Annotated in this window: 16 protein-coding genes and 1 pseudogene; 15 read left to right on the forward strand and 2 right to left on the reverse strand. The window is 50.5% G+C overall.

What is annotated here, in order from left to right; genetic code table 11:
• Positions 1-10: 10 nt before the first annotated feature.
• The 5 genes from M1D61_RS10150 (at position 11) to M1D61_RS10170 (ending at position 6,275) form a co-directional block, all read left to right on the forward strand.
• Positions 11-2,707 (forward strand): beta-mannosidase, encoded by a 2,697-nt coding sequence (locus M1D61_RS10150; RefSeq protein ID WP_458122226.1) that lies wholly within the window; start codon positions 11-13, stop codon positions 2,705-2,707.
• A 647-nt stretch (positions 2,708-3,354) separates the two neighbouring features.
• Positions 3,355-4,659: a molybdopterin molybdotransferase MoeA gene (locus M1D61_RS10155; RefSeq protein ID WP_458122227.1), complete on the forward strand. Its 1,305-nt coding sequence runs from the start codon at positions 3,355-3,357 to the stop codon at positions 4,657-4,659.
• Positions 4,656-5,228 (forward strand): molybdopterin-guanine dinucleotide biosynthesis protein B, encoded by a 573-nt coding sequence (gene mobB, locus M1D61_RS10160; RefSeq protein WP_458122228.1) that lies wholly within the window; start codon positions 4,656-4,658, stop codon positions 5,226-5,228. The genes M1D61_RS10155 and mobB overlap by 4 nt, the downstream gene beginning before the upstream one ends.
• A gap of 60 nt (positions 5,229-5,288) precedes the next feature.
• The gene (locus M1D61_RS10165) at positions 5,289-5,825 is read left to right on the forward strand and encodes an NADPH-dependent FMN reductase (RefSeq protein WP_046214013.1); all 537 of its coding nucleotides are present in this window, start codon (positions 5,289-5,291) and stop codon (positions 5,823-5,825) included.
• Positions 5,826-5,885: 60 nt separating this feature from the next.
• Positions 5,886-6,275, forward strand: a complete 390-nt coding sequence (locus tag M1D61_RS10170; RefSeq protein WP_046214014.1) for a tautomerase family protein — start codon at positions 5,886-5,888, stop codon at positions 6,273-6,275.
• A gap of 107 nt (positions 6,276-6,382) precedes the next feature.
• Here M1D61_RS10170 and xerS read toward each other — a convergent pair whose 3' ends face one another.
• A complete protein-coding gene (gene xerS / locus M1D61_RS10175; protein ID WP_458122229.1) occupies positions 6,383-7,468 on the reverse strand; it encodes a tyrosine recombinase XerS in 1,086 nt (361 codons plus the stop codon).
• Between the two features lie 184 nt (positions 7,469-7,652).
• On the opposite strand from xerS, the gene M1D61_RS10180 reads away from it, so the two are divergent.
• The 9 genes and pseudogenes from M1D61_RS10180 to M1D61_RS10220 all read left to right on the forward strand — a co-directional run bounded on the left by M1D61_RS10180 (position 7,653) and on the right by M1D61_RS10220 (position 15,847).
• Positions 7,653-8,153, forward strand: coding sequence for a GNAT family N-acetyltransferase (locus tag M1D61_RS10180; RefSeq protein WP_458122472.1), 501 nt, complete (start codon positions 7,653-7,655; stop codon positions 8,151-8,153).
• Positions 8,154-8,186: 33 nt separating this feature from the next.
• A complete protein-coding gene (locus M1D61_RS10185) occupies positions 8,187-8,960 on the forward strand; it encodes an SDR family NAD(P)-dependent oxidoreductase (RefSeq protein WP_458122230.1) in 774 nt (257 codons plus the stop codon).
• 347 nt (positions 8,961-9,307) lie between these two features.
• Positions 9,308-9,742, forward strand: a complete 435-nt coding sequence (locus M1D61_RS10190; protein ID WP_458122231.1) for a MarR family winged helix-turn-helix transcriptional regulator — start codon at positions 9,308-9,310, stop codon at positions 9,740-9,742.
• Between the two features lie 216 nt (positions 9,743-9,958).
• Entirely contained in the window at positions 9,959-10,537 is a 579-nt protein-coding gene (locus M1D61_RS10195; protein ID WP_458122232.1) for a GNAT family N-acetyltransferase, read from the forward strand.
• Between the two features lie 284 nt (positions 10,538-10,821).
• A pseudogene (locus tag M1D61_RS10200) lies at positions 10,822-11,257 on the forward strand (carbohydrate-binding family 9-like protein); the annotation flags it as partial.
• A 118-nt stretch (positions 11,258-11,375) separates the two neighbouring features.
• The gene (locus tag M1D61_RS10205) at positions 11,376-11,540 is read left to right on the forward strand and encodes a hypothetical protein (protein ID WP_458122595.1); all 165 of its coding nucleotides are present in this window, start codon (positions 11,376-11,378) and stop codon (positions 11,538-11,540) included.
• A gap of 48 nt (positions 11,541-11,588) precedes the next feature.
• On the forward strand, positions 11,589-14,270 hold the full coding sequence (locus tag M1D61_RS10210) for a transglutaminase-like domain-containing protein (protein ID WP_458122233.1): 2,682 nt from the start codon (positions 11,589-11,591) through the stop codon (positions 14,268-14,270).
• Positions 14,271-14,603: 333 nt separating this feature from the next.
• Positions 14,604-15,293, forward strand: coding sequence for a YdcF family protein (locus tag M1D61_RS10215; protein ID WP_458122234.1), 690 nt, complete (start codon positions 14,604-14,606; stop codon positions 15,291-15,293).
• Between the two features lie 98 nt (positions 15,294-15,391).
• Positions 15,392-15,847: a hypothetical protein gene (locus M1D61_RS10220; protein WP_458122235.1), complete on the forward strand. Its 456-nt coding sequence runs from the start codon at positions 15,392-15,394 to the stop codon at positions 15,845-15,847.
• Between the two features lie 123 nt (positions 15,848-15,970).
• On the opposite strand, the gene M1D61_RS10225 is transcribed toward M1D61_RS10220, so the two are convergent.
• Positions 15,971-16,339 (reverse strand): iron-sulfur cluster biosynthesis family protein, encoded by a 369-nt coding sequence (locus M1D61_RS10225; RefSeq protein WP_458122236.1) that lies wholly within the window; start codon positions 16,337-16,339, stop codon positions 15,971-15,973.
• 329 nt (positions 16,340-16,668) lie between these two features.
• On the opposite strand from M1D61_RS10225, the gene M1D61_RS10230 reads away from it, so the two are divergent.
• Complete coding sequence (locus M1D61_RS10230) at positions 16,669-17,115, forward strand: hypothetical protein (RefSeq protein ID WP_458122237.1); 447 nt, start codon at positions 16,669-16,671, stop codon at positions 17,113-17,115.
• Positions 17,116-17,255: the final 140 nt, after the last annotated feature.

Below are 17,255 nucleotides of genomic sequence, written 5' to 3' on the forward strand. Positions count from 1 at the left end.
GTAAATCATCATGGACAGCATCAATGCATCAACCTATCTGGATTCATCATGCCTCAGCCTGGATGGAACATGGAGAATTCAGCATTATCGGCCGGGAGAAATGAAAGCGGTTGACGTATCTGCACCGGGACTGGATGACCGCTACTGGATCACGGCCCGTATACCCGGGGATGTGCACACCGCTCTGATTCAGCGTCGATTGATTCCTCATCCGTATTATGGACATCAGGATCAGCTGAGCCGCTGGATTGAACAGGAGGAATGGTGGTACCGTACGACATTTGACTATGAACTGTCGGCTGATATTACCGAGCGGCATGAGCTGACTTTTGAAGGGCTGGATACGTTTGCGACGGTCTATGTCAATGGACACGAAGTAGGGCGAACAGCGAATATGCACCGTAAATATACGTTTGATATCAGCCGTGTCGTTCGCAGCGGCTGGAATAGTGTGGCTGTCCGCTTTGATCCGCTGCATCCGCACCATCAGGAGAAAGAATTGTTCGACTGGTCCTCGTATACGAAAGAGCGGCCGTGGCTGCGCAAGGCTGCGATGAATTTTGGCTGGGATTGGGGTCCGCGTATCGTAACGACAGGCATCTGGGGCAGTGTAAATATACAGCGTCACCGGATCGCCCGGCTGGATCAGGTATATGCATACACCCGCAGTGCCGATCCACATGAGGCAGTTCTGGATGTACAGGCTGCTGTCAGCATTGTCTCGCAGCTGCGTTATACGAGCTATAATGAACACCGCCATGGTCTATCCGGTCCTCAGACAGCATCCCCATTACGGGCGGAAGTGATGCTGCGGGATCGTGAAGGTACAGAGATTGTTCGTGAGCAGACCGGGATACAAGCAGTTCACGGTCGGCCGGATACATGGACGGTGCAATTACATATTCCGCAGCCCCGGCTGTGGTGGACCCATGATCTGGGCGAGCCGTATTTATATAACCTGCGAGTGCTGCTTTATGCCGGAGATGAATTGGTCGACCGCTACGAGCATGAGATCGGTCTGCGGACGATTGAGCTGCAGCTGGAGGGAGAACAGGGGGAACCTTTATTTGCCTTTATCCTTAATGGAGTACGCATCTATGCCAAGGGAGCCAACTGGATACCGGTGGACAATCTGATCGGTTCGGCGGACGATTCCCGTTATGTGGAGCTGATCGAGCTGGCAGCCGAGGCGCATATGAATATGCTGCGCGTATGGGCAGGCGGCATTTATGAGAAGGATATATTTTATGAGCAGTGCGACCGACAGGGCATTCTCGTCTGGCAGGATTTTGCGTTTGCAAATGCGTTGTTTCCTGATTTTAACCGGGACTTTATGGAAAATGTAAGGGCAGAGGTAAGAGACAATGTGCAGCGGCTGCGCAATCATGCGTCACTCGCCCTCTGGTGCGGCAACAACGAGATCGACTGGCTGTATGATATGAAAACAGCCGCTGGTGATATTCGAAGTCCTTTTTACGGAGAAGCGATCTATCATGAGCTAATCCCGGATGTGCTGGCCGAGCAGGACCCGTATCGTCCCTACTGGCCGTCCTCGCCGTATGGCGGCAGCGACGTCAATGATCCGGACGCCGGAGACCGTCATAACTGGCAGGTCTGGCATGGTTCGGTATATCCGCGGCAGTATGGAGACAAGCCGTTGCTGGATTACAGTATCGAAGGCGTCAGTTTCCATCATTACAAGCAGGATCTGGCGCTGTTCAGCAGCGAATTCGGTATGCATGCGGCGGCGAACCGGTATACACTCTCCCGCTATATCCCGGAAGAGTCCTTTTACTGGGGCAGTGAGGAGATGGATTACCGGAACAAGGACACCAACCATCGTAAAGGCATTCTGCTAATGGAAGGCTATACCGGCATTCCGCAAAATATCGATCAGTATCTGGACTATTCCATGCTGACTCAGGCGGAAGGGCTGAAATATGGCATCGAACATTACCGTCGTCTCAAGCACCGCAACAGCGGAAGTCTGATCTGGCAGCTCAATGACAGCTGGCCGGGGACGAGCTGGGCGATTATCGATTATGAACTGCTGCCCAAGGCTGCGTATTTCTACGCCCGTTCCTTTTACCATCCGCTGCTGCTGTCACTGGATCATGAGCCGGGGCAGGATCTGAAGCTATGGATCGTTAACGATACGCTGCAGTCATTTACGACTCGGATGGAGATGAAGGTGATGACCTGGACCGGTGAACCGGTCTACAGTCGTACTTTTACAGTCGATGTGCCGGCCAATGGGGCAGTAGATGTGCACCGTATTAATGAAGCAGAGATGCTGTCCGCTGCCGGACAGCAATCGGTGTCGCCAGAACAAGAAACCACTTTATCAGCAGGTGAATCCTTTGCTGGAGGAAAGGTTAGTCTGGAAGCACATGAAGTGTTCGTGGTGCTGAGTGCGGATCATCCGGCTATTCCGGATAACCATTATTATCTGCGTTCCCCGCAGCAGCTGAATCTACCTGCTGCAGATTGGAGCCTGCAGGTGGACGAGCAGCAGCAGACGGTTACCCTGACCGGCGGCAGCGTACTGGCCCGGATGGTGAAGCTGGAGATATCGCAGGGCAGATTGCGATTCAGCGATAATTACTTTGACCTGCTGCCTAGAGAGAAGAAAGTCATCCATATTCGCCATGCAGGCGGAGAAGCCATACGCTGGGAGACTTTACAGATCAGCGCGCTGAATCATTAAGCAGCGGGTTTGTAGCATAGATTCGAGACAAGGAAACTGTATAGATATAGAGTGAATACAAGAGAATGATGAAAAGGCTGAAATACAAAAGATGTGTAAATACTTGTCCAGACAGAGAAAGGGAGATCCATTTAATACAAAGTAACCCGTAAAGGAGCCGTGCAGACGGCTCTTTTATTTGTGTTAAAGTTTAAAATTGGTATCATTTTGGACAAACGACAAAAGGCATCAACCAAGGAGAAGTAATTTGATTTATGAAGTCCTAACTACTAATTAAATAATTTCACTATATGAAAAATTCATAATATTAAAAGAATATTCGCCCGTATATCCCATCCGCAATCTCTCCATCCTAATTACCATTCCATTATCCGAACTCAGCGTCACAACAACCATGGAGCCAACCCTTATTTATATGAACATATCCGTACTTATGTAAATTATTATCTTTTGACTTATCCCTTTCTACAGCCGATCCACCCAAATAGAACGAGTACAAGATTCCGATTCGACTCGCACCATCTCATAATACCCCTATGAAGAGCCTGACACTTGCATGAAATGTACGCTTGAGCTATAACTGTAAGGAAAGTAACGGACCCGGCTGTCCGGCAGACAGCTGCAGAAATCAAGGGAGGAATCAGATCATGACAGCACAGAACCAACCGGAACAACAGGCTGCACCATCCGCAGCACAGCAGGATCGGGGCAAATTTCACCGAAAGCCGATTACCCCGGCAGAAGCGCAGCGGCGGATTGCCGTTCATGTCCGGCAGGCAGAGACGGAGCAGGTCAAGCTGGAAGAGGCAGGCGGCCGATTTCTCGCGCAGACGGTGACAGCACCACATCCTTATCCGCATTTCCGGCGCTCGGGTATGGACGGATATGCCATGATCGCGGCCGATCTGGAGCATGCTTCCAGTGAACAGGTAATCTGGCTGGAAGTCGTAGATAATATTCCATGCGGCTACACGCCTTCGGTCTCCATTCGGTCCGGTCAAGCAGCGCGTATCATGACCGGCGCGATGGTACCGGAAGGTGCCGATGTGGTCGTGATGCTGGAAATGACAGAGACGCGCACAGAAGATGATCGCACATGGGTCGGTCTCAAGCGGCAGGTGGAAGCAGGCCGCAATATTACTCCAATCGGCCTGGAAATTGGAGAAGGTGAGCAGCTATTGGAACAAGGGGCTTATATCGGAGCCGGTGAGATATCGGTGCTGGCTACATTCGGCGTACATACGGTAACCGTATATCGCCGTCCGCAGGTGGCGATATTTTCGACGGGAACCGAACTGCTTGGTGTGGAGGAGCCGATCGAGCCGGGCAAAATCCGCAACAGCAACTCCCTGATGCTGGCTGAGCAGATCCGGGCAGCTGGCGGCGAGCCTCATCTGCTGGGAGCGGTAGAAGATGATCTGGAACTGGCACGCACGATTATGATGGATGCGCTGGCGCAGTATGATCTGGTCGTATCCAGCGGCGGCGTATCGGTCGGTGACTATGATATTATGGGCGATCTGGTACGCAGCGGTGAAGTGGAGATGCTGTTCAACAAAATCTCCATGCGTCCAGGAAGCGTAACGACCGGAGCGGTCAAGGAAGGGACTTTGCTGTTTGCCCTTTCCGGCAATCCGGGAGCCTGCTTTGTCGGCTGTGAACTGCTCGTTCGTCCGACGATCCGTCAGATGATGAACAGTACAGAAGACTATTTGCCGGAATGGACAGCCCGGCTTGGACGGGATTACAGCAAAATTAACAGCTTCACCCGCTATGTGCGCGGACACGTGAACGTGGAGAATGGTCAGGTCATCGCTTATCCGGCGCTGCTGGACGAATCCAATGTAATGGTGACGATCAAGGACAGCGACTGCCTGATCGTCATTCCGCCGACGACCGAACCGCTGCCGGCCGGTACACCGGTATCCGTCCTGAAGCTGGCGATGAAATGATGAACACCAGCGGAACACACGCGCATCCCTCACTGCCGCCGGTCGTCCAGATCGTCGGCTACAAAAATTCGGGCAAAACAACCCTTGTTACCGGGCTGCTTCGGCTCGGAGTCGCCCGCGGAATGCGGATTGCCGTGATCAAGCATGATGCCCATGAGTTTCAGATGGATCATGCGGGTACGGATACTTTTGCCCATACCGAGGCCGGTGCAGCTGCAGTCGCGATTACGTCTCCTGCACGTACAGCGATCATCCGGGAACAGCCATCCACACTGCAGCAGCTGGTGATGGAGCTGGCTGCCCATGCTGCAAAGCCATATGATCTGATCCTGGTCGAAGGATTCAAGCAGGAGAACTATCCCAAAGCAGTGCTGATTGCCAGAGAATCGGACGTCGAACTGCTGGATCAGCTGAGCGAATTGCAATGGATCTATACCCGCATAGAGCCAGAGCAGCTCGCTGGAATTTCAAATTTTAAAGGAACACCTGTTATTCCAGCCGGAAAAGATGGTATTATGGAATTGTTCACTGCACTGAATGCTTACATAATGTCATACCCATCCAACTGACAAAGCAATGTGAATAAAATACGGCAGCTGCCAATCTACTACACAGGAGGACCCTATACAATGAAAGTTACCCTTATCGCCGGAAGCACCCGTCCGGACGCATCCACTACCAAGCTGTGCCACTACATGGCCCGCCTGCTGACCGAGCAGGGACATGAAGCAGAAGTGTTCAATCTGCAGGAGCATGTGCTGCCGCTGTACGGCCCGGGAGAGGCCTACGGCCATGAAGAAGTGCTGAAACTGTCCGCTGCCGCAAAAAGCGCCGATGCGCTTGTGCTGGCTACACCGGAATATCACGGTTCACTGTCGGGAGTACTCAAAAATGCACTCGATTTCCTGAGCAGCGAGCATTTTACCAACAAGGTGGTCCTGTCCGCCAACTCGGCCGGCGGTCTGATCGGTACAGCTTCCCTGCTGCATCTGCAAAATATCGTACGCAACCTGCACGGCATTAACTGCCCTGAATGGATCTCGATTGGCGGTACACAGCGTGAGTTCAACGAAAATGGTGAACCAGTGGACGAAGGCGCAGAGCTACGTATCCGTACCGCAGTCGCTGCTTTTGTCGATCTCGGTGAAAAGCTGAAAAATGCTTAATTGATAAAGGTTACGATAGACGAGTGAGAACAGTTGAGAAGAGAAAGGTGAGCTGAGAAGATGGCACAGATCAAAATTTATGGACTGGATGAAAGGTTGAACCCGATCAAGAAAAATCTTTCAGAAGTTATCCATTCGTGTATAGTTGATGCTTTTCAACTTCCACCGGATAAAAAATTCCATCGCTTTTTTCCTATGCCCAAAGAAGACTTCATTTTTGCAAATGGTCGTTCAGATGCTTATACCATTATTGAAATCAGTATTTTCGAAGGAAGATCGGCAGCAGCCAAAAAACAGCTGATTAGCCTGTTGTTTCAGCGTATAAGCGAAACAACAGGCATTCTACCGAATGATCTTGAAATTACGATATTCGAAACTCCAAAAAATAATTGGGGGATCAGAGGTGTACCTGCAGACGAATTGCAATTGGATTACAAAGTGAATGTCTGACATGTAAACGTATAGTAGGATTGTTTAAATAAAAAGCTGCCTTTTTTGAAAGGCAGCTTTTTGCTGTAAACATATACCGGGGAATGTACAATATACAATAATTTGTTCTAATCCAGATCCTTGCGCTTCTCGATCGCTTCGGACATCGTCTTGTCGGTCAGATGCGCGTAGATTTCCGTCGTCTCGGTAGAAGCGTGACCCAGCTGTTCCTTGGTTTTGTAAATATCATTTTGCAAATAATAATCGGTCGCAAAAGAGTGCCGCAGCTTGTGTACGGTCAGATACGGTTTGCCAAAGTATTTGGCGTATTTAATAATCATCGCCTGAATGGCGCGCTTGGTCATACGGTTGCCGGATGCGTGACCGTTGGGCTTGGCGACGAACAGCGCCTGTTCACCACGCGGCGTACGATAGCGGGATTCCCGCAGCTGCAAATACGTCTGCAGTTCGTCCCGTGCCTGCTCGCGGAAGTAGACCGGTGTTTTGAACGTCTCGTCGTTGTTGCCTTTGCGGGAGACATACAGCATTTTCTGGTTCAAGTCGAGATCGTTCAGGTTCAGATTGACCACTTCGGATACGCGCAGCCCGGAATTGAGAATCAGGCTGGCAATGCAGGCATCTCGCTCGCGATTCAGTTCATACGAATAGAGCGCCTGCTTGTTGCCTGCGATCGTCTCGCGGTGACCCTCCAGAATATAACCGACGAATTCTTCCAGTTCTTCTTCTTCCAGAATTTTGCCTTTGAGCTTGGCGGCGGTGTCCTTGGGCTTGTGCAGCCGTTTGACTTCTATTTTGGCCATGATGTTGCGCTTGAGCAGCGGATAGAAATTCTCATCCTCGGCGATCTGGCTCAGGTAATGAAAGAGCGAACGCAGCGAGGACAGCTTGCGTGATACGGTTACTCGTGTATTGGTACTCTCGGCGCGTGTCGTCAGATACAACCGGTAGCTGGTTACATCCTCCATTCGGAGCGTCTCCAGTTCAATCAGCTGAACTTCCGTATAGGCGCTGGCTGCAGATAATCCTTCTGCCATCATCCAGCCCAGAAATGATTCATAATCCCGTATGTATTCCAGCAGGGTGGAAGGGGACAGGTCCGGTAATTTGTAATTGATAAATTGTTCAATATACCATGGCATGGACGGAAGTTTCTCGTCCAGCTTGCGGCGGTCGTGTATCTTCTGAATGGTCATGTCGTTAGCTCACCTCATGTCCCGATTGTACCATAAAAATAATGGCAATATGATTTGCGTCACTATGCAGGAACGTTATATAGTGGTAAGAAGGCGTTAGGATGAAATACATATTTTTCCTGAACCTATTTTGAGCCTGTGTAGATGAAGTGCAACGATCAGATGAGACAACGGAGGGAACATGATGGCGCTGGCGCTGGAGTTGGTACCGAGAAGTAAAAAGCGGGTTATCCGGGAAATGATGCAATTGTATCTTTATGATTTTACATATTATCTGAATATCGAGCTGAACGACAAGGGACGTTTCCCCGAGTATCCGGGACTGGATGAGTTCTGGGGACGTCCGGGACGCAAATTTCCATTTTTGATCTATTCGGGCTCCTATATTGCCGGCTTTGCCCTGGTGGACCGGTATGTGGACAGCAGTGAGAGTGACTATTATATGACCGAATTTTTTATCCTGCATAAATACAGGCGTGCAGGTGTAGGCCGCTGGGCAGCGCAGGAACTGTTCAACCGCTATCCGGGCCGCTGGAAAGTCACTCAGGTGCATAACAACACAGCCGCCCAAGCATTCTGGAGACAGGTGATCGGGGAATACACCTCCGAGAAATATGAGGAGGTTACTCATCCGGAGCATGGAGGGCCAAGTCAATACTTTACGAGCTTCCGCCGGCCGGTTTGACCGGATCGCGGGATGGAAAGGGAGTTGCTACCGATGTATCTACCATCATTTTCATTATCCAATAAAAAAGCAATCGTTACCGGTGCAGGCAAAGGAATCGGTCAGGCGCTGGCGATCGGGTTGGCACAGGCAGGTGCAGACGTGGGACTAATCTCGCGCACCGGCTCAGACCTCGATGTGACCCGGCAGCTGATCGAGAAGCACAGCAGCCGCCAGGCGATCTGCATGGTCGCGGATGTAACGGATCGCCAGCAAATGAAGGAAGCGTTCGAGCGCTTTGAACTGGCTTTTGGTGCGCCGGATATTCTCGTTAACAATGCAGGTATGAACATTCGCAGCAAGGCGCTCGATGTGACGGATGCCGAGTGGAATATGATTGTGCAGACGAATCTTCATTCGGCTTTGATCGCATCCCAGCTTGCAGCAGAACAGATGAGGGAGCATGGTGGCGGGCGGATTATTAATATTGCCTCTGTTGCGGGTCAGCTTGCTTTGCGTACCGGCGTAGCATACGGTGCCACCAAGGCAGGATTGATCCAGATGACAAAGATTCTGTCGATGGAGTGGGCGCAGTACGGCATTCAGGTCAATGCGGTGGGTCCATGGTATTTCCGTACGCCGCTGACCGAGCAGGTGCTGGCGAATGAGCAGTACATGCAGGAGATTCTGGACCGCACCCCGATGAAGCGGGTCGGCAATCTGGAAGAACTGGTCGGCCCCGTCGTCTTTCTGTCATCCGATGCTGCCGGCTATATTACCGGTCAGACGCTGATGGTCGATGGCGGCATGTCTGTGTTTGGTTTCTAGACCGAGCGGACAGATGCTGGATTGTATTTTTTCTATTGCAAAGATGCTGTATAGATTATGAATGTATAGATTAACGAAACGACACAAGCTCTTCCTAGCAGGCAGCCTGTTCACCGATCCGGTGAGCGGTAACTGGTATGGAAGGGCTTTTTCGTATATAACAGCCTGATAGGTACATAGCAGAGATGCCATAAAAAAGGTGTTTGCAGCCGATAAAATAATTTGCTTGCTAAATTTAAATTTTAAGCAAATTAATTGTTGACAATATATAGCGGTAACGATACGATAATACTAATATCACTATGCTGCTTATGATGAACCAAACATAAAGAAATTAGGTGAGAAGAATGGAGTCGACAAGTGTAACAGCTCTGGAACAGCATATCTGCTTCTCGCTCTACGCAGGTTCAAGAGCCATTACGAGAATGTACTGGCCGATGCTCGAAGAGATGGGGATTACCTATCCGCAATATATTACGCTGGTTGTATTATGGGAAAAGCAGGAGTGCACGATCAAGGAACTCGGCAAAGAAATCTATCTGGATTCCGGTACGATGACCTCCATGCTCAAACGAATGGAAGAAAACGGATTGATAACCCGGCAGCGCTCTACAGAAGACGAGCGGGTCGTAAATATTAAAATTACGGATAAAGGAATGGCATTGCAGGAGCAATCCAGCTGTCTGCCGGAATCACTGCTGAGTGCGACCGGTCTGTCCAGCGAAGAGCTGCAGAGTCTGAATCAGCAGCTGCGTCAGCTTATTCGCAAGCTGCAAGGATAATGACTCTGGGGCGGTCATTTATTAATGATAGCAATGAAATAACTCTCTGGCTTATACAGCAGAGAGTTATTTGTGTTAAACACGGATGAGAATACGAAGACTGTTTTGCTCTTGCTGGAGCAGCTGCCGATTCATATGATACACTACTTCCGGGAGATAACTTTTCCTTTATTTATGCAAAAGCCGAAGTACATCGAATACATAAGAAGATGAGGAATGATCACAATGAATCATAACGATGCACGTATGCTGGAAAGTGAACGACTGTATTTGCGCACATTTACAACAGACGATCTGGACGTGTACTACCCGACATTGATGAATGAGGAGATGCGTCGCCTGACCGGGACCCATGCGCTGTTTACCCGGGAAGGAGTGGCCCGGTTCATCGAAGAGAGCGCCAGCGATTCCAGCCGGATCGATCTGCTCATTATGCTCAAGCCGACAGAACAGGTCATTGGTGAAATCTCACTAATGGATATCGATCGGACCAACCGTAATGCGCATGTGCGGGTGGCGATCTTCGAATCATCCAATTGCGGGCAGGGATATGGTACCGAAGCGATGGAGCTGCTGTTGGATTATGCTTTTGGCAATATCAATCTGCATCGGGTGGAGCTGTCGGTCTTTTCCTTTAACGAGCGGGCGATTCGTTCGTATGAGAAGCTGGGATTCCGCCGTGAAGGTGTTCAGCGGGAAGTGCTGTATTATGACTATCAGTATCATGATGCGATCAGTATGAGCATCCTGGAGCATGAATTCCGTCAGTGGCGCGAGCAGAAAAAGGATCGTTAATCCATACAACAGTAATGATCAAAGCAAGCTATCGTACTTTGCGAAAAGGTACTGGGCTGGAACCAACTGTGCGATAATTCGTTTATAAACAGGTTAGGATGCAGAACTGCTCTTTTGTCATAGAGAGCGGGTTTTGTATATTTTTCTGCTTATAACAACGATATAGCAACCGAAAACATAACCTACATATCGTCCATCATATAATTGCCATATTTACCTGCTCACTATCCTTGCCTACAATGAGCAGTATTCCAATACGTTCATTTGAAGCAAAGGTATAAGATAGCAAAAGCACACGTGTAAAGATGCTCTGGGACGATGATTATTTCTACATAGGTGCCGAGCTGGAAGACAATGAAATCTGGGCAAATCAGCGCGAGCGGGATTCGGTTATTTTTCAGGACAATGACTTTGAGATATTTATCAATCCGGATGGGGATACGCATCGGTATTACGAATTTGAGATCAATGCGCTGAATACGGTATGGGACCTGCTGCTGGTCAAGCCTTATCGTGATGAGGGGCCTGCGGTCAACGGCTGGGATATCAGCGGGCTGCGTACCGCGGTGTACATCAATAGGAAATTGAACAATCCTCTGGCAGAGAATGTGATGTGGTCAGTAGAGATTGCGCTGCCGTGGCGGATCCTGCGAGTGCTCCGCAGAGCAGCGTACACCGCAGCCTGGTGAGTACTGGCGAGTGAACTTTTCGCGGACGGAGAAAAAGGAACATCCGTATCACACGTACAGGCTGCGCAATACACCGAACATATTGAATATAATGAACGCAATAAATATACAAATATGCGGAAAGCGGTACTTCTCCTGCTGGGCTGGATATGCTGTCTCTAACTCCCGCCCAGCTGGAGCTGCATCTTGCCCCCGCGGAGCAGCTGCAGATGGAAGTCACAAGCAGCATGTTCCAGATATCGGCGCTGTCCGATGGACAGACCCGGATCTGTATTCGTGAAGACGGATGGACATGGCAGGAAGAGATCATGTGAATACAGCAATGCGATGGATATTGACCCTTACAGAGGAGGATGGGCTGCATGACTGTAACCGCATTATATGGACTGGATCGGGAGACGGTAAATCGCAAGTTCGAATGGAAACGACAGCAGGCTGTCAAAAGGGAGCAATCGCTGTTCTCGGTGTTTGACGAGCCGCTGACCGATGAAGAGCAGCTGCTGCTTCAATTTATATATGCGTATATGCCGCTGCATGATCTGGCGGATTATGACGGTGCGTTTTTCCTGAGGCATGTGCGGCAGGCACTGCATGTACGCCGTGAAATGCCGTGGGGAGCATCTATCCCGGATGAGATTTTTGTGAATTTTGTCCTGCCGTACCGGGTGAATAATGAGAATATGGATGATAGTCGTCAGGTCATTTATACCGAGCTGGCAGACCGGGTGAGACTTCTGCCGATGGTGCAGGCCATCCTGGAGACCAACTACTGGTGTCATGAGCGGGCCACTTATACAGGTACCGATATCCGGACGGTCTCGCCGCTGACAATTATGCGTACAGCACTGGGACGCTGCGGGGAACAGTCTACGCTGGCAGTGACGGCACTGCGAAGTATTGGCATTCCGGCACGTCAATGTTATACGCCGCGCTGGGCTCACTGTGATTCCAACCATGCCTGGGTCGAAGCGTGGGCAGATGGACAATGGCATTATCTCGGCGCCTGTGAACCGGAGCCTGTACTGGATGAAGGATGGTTCCGGCTGCCTGCGCGCCGGGCAATGCTTGTCAATACACGTGTACCGGCAGATTATAACGGACCGGAAGAGGTCTGTTCCAGCCATCCATGGTATACGGAGATCAATATGCTGGACCGGTATGCACCGGTTCAACCGGTGACGGTGTATACGGTGGATGAGCAGGGAGAGCGTCTTCCGGCCGAGGTGCAGTTTCAGCTGTATAATGCGGCAGAATTCTATCCGCTGGTAACGATGCGGACGGATAGCACAGGCCGGGCGCAGCTGACGACAGGATACGGGGATCTGCTCATTCATGCACGCGCCGGACAACGCTGGGGCGAGACATTTTGCTATGCTGCGGTAGAGTCGGAGATTACGGTTACGCTGAGTACGGCTGCTTTTGCTGAAGGAAGCATGCACTGGGAAATGGTGCCTCCTCCCGCGCCGCCGGTCGATGAAGGACCTGTTGTCTTAATAGCGGATAAGCAAAAGCATGAGCAGCGTATCGAAGAGTGCATCGCTGTGCGTGCAGCCTATGAGACAGCATTTCTGACAGAGGAAGAGGCTGGGACGCTGGCAGCTAGCTTGAATCTCCCGGCAGATCGGCTGTGGACCATACTGCAGACAGCCAGAGGGAATGGCAGGGAACTGACTGCTTTTCTGGAAGAGACAGCTCCGGAGAATCGTCAGCTGGCGCTGCGGATGCTGGAATCAATGCGTCCCAAGGATTGGCAGGATACTTTTCGTCCGGTACTGCATGATCATCTGACAGGCAGCAGATCGTATGTGATGTACACCGGACAGCAGGAGCTATTTGATCGGTATGTGCTGTGTCCAAGGGTGCATTTTGAGATGCTGGCTGCCTATCGGGAGTATTTCCAGTCGTTATGGTCTTCGGAGGAGCAGGCGGATTATCGGCTGAATCCACAGCAGCTGGCTGCAGATCTGCAGGCCGGGATACGCCTCTACAATGATGTGGATCGGTACGCCGGGATGGCGACGCCTGCAGGAGCCCACCGGCTGGGGGTGATGGATGCGCTGAGCCGGGATATGATGTTTGTCGCCGCTGCCCGCAGTCTCGGTATTCCGGCGCGGCTGGAACCGCTGCAGCTGTATCCGCAGTACTGGCAGGATGGCAGTTGGCAGGAAGCGGGGTTTGCACCTCACAGCGAAGCGGAAGAGGTGTCAGGTTACCGCAGTCCCGGAATTGCCGAGGATGCGGCTAACGATATTCAGATCTCCCATCCGGCAGCTGCCCGAGAACAATCGTCCCGGTTTTCCGGCAAAGGGCAGGTTATCCTGCGGCTGTCAGCAGATGATGCAGAGGAAGAAGCGGGTTATTACCGCAACTTTACACTGGCACGGCTGGAGGATGGAGTGTACCGCACACTACATTTTCCATATGGGGAAAAGGAGATCTGCAGCAAACCGCATGAGGTGGTGCCCGGTGATTATCGATTAACAACAGGCACACGGCTCAGTGATGGCAGTGTAGCAGGCCGGTTTACCTTTTTCCATGTATATCCAGAGCAGACGACAGAGGTTGAACTGGTCTTCCGCCGGCAGCAGATGATGATGCCGTTGATATCCTGCCCTTTGCCGGATTCGGTAATTGACCGTCTGCCGGGTACAGAGCCCGATGCTGCTCATCCCGCAGGCAGTATCATTGCCTGGCTGGAGCTGGAACGCGAACCGACCAAGCATCTGCTGCGGGAATGGTCCGAACAGAGCGAGGAATGGGCTGGTTGGGGTGGTCCGTTGTATGTGTTCACAGCGAATGCGCAGGATCAGGAGCGTATACCGACAGATAGATTACCGGAACGGATGCATATGCTGGTCGATGATCGTCTGCATGCACTGACGGGGTTAAAAGAAGTGCTGGAACAGGTACGCGGTGAACAGCGTCCGATTGTACTGGTCATTGATTCACATAGACAGATCCGCTACTGCCAGCAGGGATATAAGCTTGGTACTGGCAATGAGCTGCTTCAGGTACTGGGTCAGTTGCACGCAGAGACGGAATAACATGAATCAGGCATAATGCAGCGGCAAGGCTTCATTCCAAGACCGGCTCAGTCACGATGCTGCAGCAGAACAAGCTCTTGCCCGTACAAATGGACAGGAGCCTGTTTGCTTATGCCAAAGCTTGTGAGGATTAGCCGGAAAGTAGGAGTGAAAGTAATCAGCGAATGGATTCCACAGCAGTCTGGAAAAGGTGGAATTTGGGTATGACCTCTCCAGAATGCTACAATATAGATAATTATATCGTTTACAATCAATCTCAATACCGTCATACCCTGATCCATACAGCAGGCAGGGTAACTGAATCGGTATTCTTAAGGTGGAGTACATAATCATATGCGTCAACGAAGAAAACCCAATCCATTGAACAAACCAGGCAAGGCAAATAAGCCAAACAAGCGAGATCAAATGAAGAAACTATGGAACAGGCACCCGCGGATCGGCTGGCTGCTGGCTATTCTATGCAGTCTGCTGATCCTGTCGTTTACAATCGGTGAGATGCTGGTCTTGTCTCAGTTTGACAGAGATGACAGCGAGGCAGAGCGTGCGCGTTACATCATCATTTTGGGTTCCGGTCTCAAGCAGGGCGACCAGCTGCCGGTGACGCTGCGCCAGCGGGTAGACACCGGGCTGACGTACTGGCAAAAGCATCAGGATTGCAAAATTATTGTTTCTGGCGGTCAGGGAGTGGATGAGACCGTACCCGAAGCGGTGGCTATGCGTAATTATTTGCTGCTTCAGGGTGTGCCTGCTTCGGCGATCCTGCTGGAGAGCCGCTCGACAAGCACTTACGAGAATCTGCTGTTCAGCCGGCAGGTGATGGAGACAGGCGGTTATTACGATTCAGGCATGTATAAAGCGATTATTGTGACCAGCAATTATCATATGTATCGGGCTCGTTATATTGCCGGGCAACTCGGATATACCGTATATGGCGGCATATCCAGCCCTTCACCCCTGAGCAAGCTGCCGATCAGTATGCTGCGCGAATATCTGGCGCTGATCAAGACAATAATAACTACCTGACAGCGCATGGTTGAGAGCTCCGACCAGGCCCTGACAGAGAGCCAGCGGAATGAAGCTGCTTTTTTGCCACTGTCCACTATGAAAGGAGATGCACGATCATGAATATACTGACAGCGAGACGTCCGGCAGGTACGCGGGATTTTATCGGTATTATCCTCAGCCTGGTCGTACTGACATGCCTGCTGGGCAATCTTGCTTTTACCACCTATCGGCGCTACTGGTATGCAGCTTTGCTGGTGCTGCTCATTGTCTCTATAGCCTATCTGTTCATCATTATCGGTCGTCGTATTCGCAGACCGTTTGAGATCCTTTTAAAGGATGATGCTATGGTCATTGGCGATCAGCAGATCGAGAGTACAGCCATCCGGCAGATTTTGCTCAAAGGCTATGAACGTCCTGTAATCGGTATTCAGTCCAGCCGCAATGTCATTTTGCCAACTGGTCGCTGTTTTGTCCTGACCGATGATACGGAGCAGGGGCTGGAACAATTGAGCCGGTGGGCCAATCAGCATGGCATCCGGGTAATGAACAAGCCGTTTATCCGCTGGATATGATCAAGCGGAATCCAATTATCGATACGCTTTATGAATAATTTCAATCAAAAAGGCGTCAGCATAATGGGGATTAGCCCAATTATACTGACGCCTCATTTCATACCTATACAGATTAACTTCACATCAACGCAGTGCGCAGGAATTGGATGCTGTGCCGGCTGGTACTTCCATGCCACGAAGATCCCTGATTTTCACATTGTTGCTGTACAGCATGGAATCACTGCGCAATTTGAAGGAAGTAAAGTTGGGTTCGGCATCCAGATACATCGATGCTTCAAAGTAAATCTCATGCTGGCGGTCAATCAGAATCGGCAGTGAATTGGTCTCGATCACTACATCATGGGCATCCTGCTGGTCCACGATCAGCAGCACAGGAATGCCGTCACAACCACAGCCTTCACCGGTATCATACAGCAATTTGTACATGCCTGGCTGTTCGCCAAGAGCTGCTTTTAATTTCTGGTCTGCGAGTTCGGTCAGTTGAATTTTCATGAAGATCACCGTTCCTTATTATATTTAATTTGTATAAATTAAATTGTTTACAATATAATTATAACACGAAAATAGTATGTGTACAAGATAGTATATCTATTTTATCAGCAAAAGCTTTTCTGTAATGTATATACCCGCAGCGGCAGACGGTCACGCAGCAGGAAGGCATACCCGGTTCGGGCTGTTTTGCAGTATAATAGAGCAGCTGACGCTTCTGGCGAAAAAAATCGGGGTATTAATACTATCAGGATGACATAGCCAGGATATGAAGGCATCAGATCATGCGAGGATGGAACGGACGGGAGAGGATGTTGCCTATGAGGCTGACAATGGATTACATACGGGGCTATCTGCAGGGAGTAGCCCAGCTGAATATGATGGATAATTGCGCGCTGGATTACGATCTGGATGAGATCCCGGCTATTGGGACACTGGTAGAGAGTGTCTGCGGCTATATGCAGCTAACACCAGACCGGGTGAGCCTGGACCGGCTGCAGGATTGGCAGGAACATCTGCTGCAAGTGCTGCCTGGCTGGCTTTATTATCGCTGGCGCAGTGCGGATATGGGACAACAGGGTGCGGTCCCTTTTGATCAGGAGCATGGGAGCCGGCATTTTATACATATTCTCAAGGAAGGTATGGCTCAGCAGGGTAATGTGGTGACGGTGTTCCGAGTAACCAGTACACCGGATTCCTTTTATGAACTGGAATGGGATGATTATCTGTTCTTTACCAACGGCAAGCTGTATTTGCTGCATTTTGGCATGAGCGATTGAGGTTAGGATACCCAAGTGAATATATACAAGTAAAAGGAAGTCCGATCTGGGATTTCCTTTTTTTGTACTGTATTTTAGAGGCTATTGGCAGCTGGGCATGACTATGGTGGAATAGCTCTGATCATTTGGCAAAAGGCATA

It is taken from the genome of Paenibacillus sp. Z6-24 (assembly GCF_054161335.1).